Source organism: Flavobacterium sp. SM15, assembly GCF_022012335.1.
Taxonomy (GTDB): Bacteria; Bacteroidota; Bacteroidia; order Flavobacteriales; family Flavobacteriaceae; genus Flavobacterium.
This window is the reverse complement of record NZ_JAKLTO010000046.1, coordinates 1-221: the sequence shown is the minus strand read 5'-3', so window position 1 is coordinate 221 and position 221 is coordinate 1. Positions and strand designations below refer to the sequence as shown.

Here is a 221-nt window from a genome sequence, read left to right as displayed (position 1 = left end):
AAACTGCTACGGTAACCTTTAACGGAACACCAAATGCAACAGTAACCTATACAGTTGATGGTGGAGCTAATCAAACAGTAACGCTTGACGGAACAGGAACAGCTTCGATAACAACATCGGCTTTAACTGCAGATGCTATTTATGCTTTAGTAGATGTAGTTTCAACATGTTCACAAAGTGTAAGCGGTTCGGCAGTGATTACCGTGAATGCCTTACCAACA

At 41.6% G+C, this 221-nt stretch carries 1 protein-coding gene; it reads left to right on the top strand.

From position 1 onward, the window contains the following. A partial coding sequence (locus tag LZZ90_RS14060; RefSeq protein WP_237791335.1) for a hypothetical protein occupies window positions 1–221 on the top strand: 221 nt, incomplete at both ends.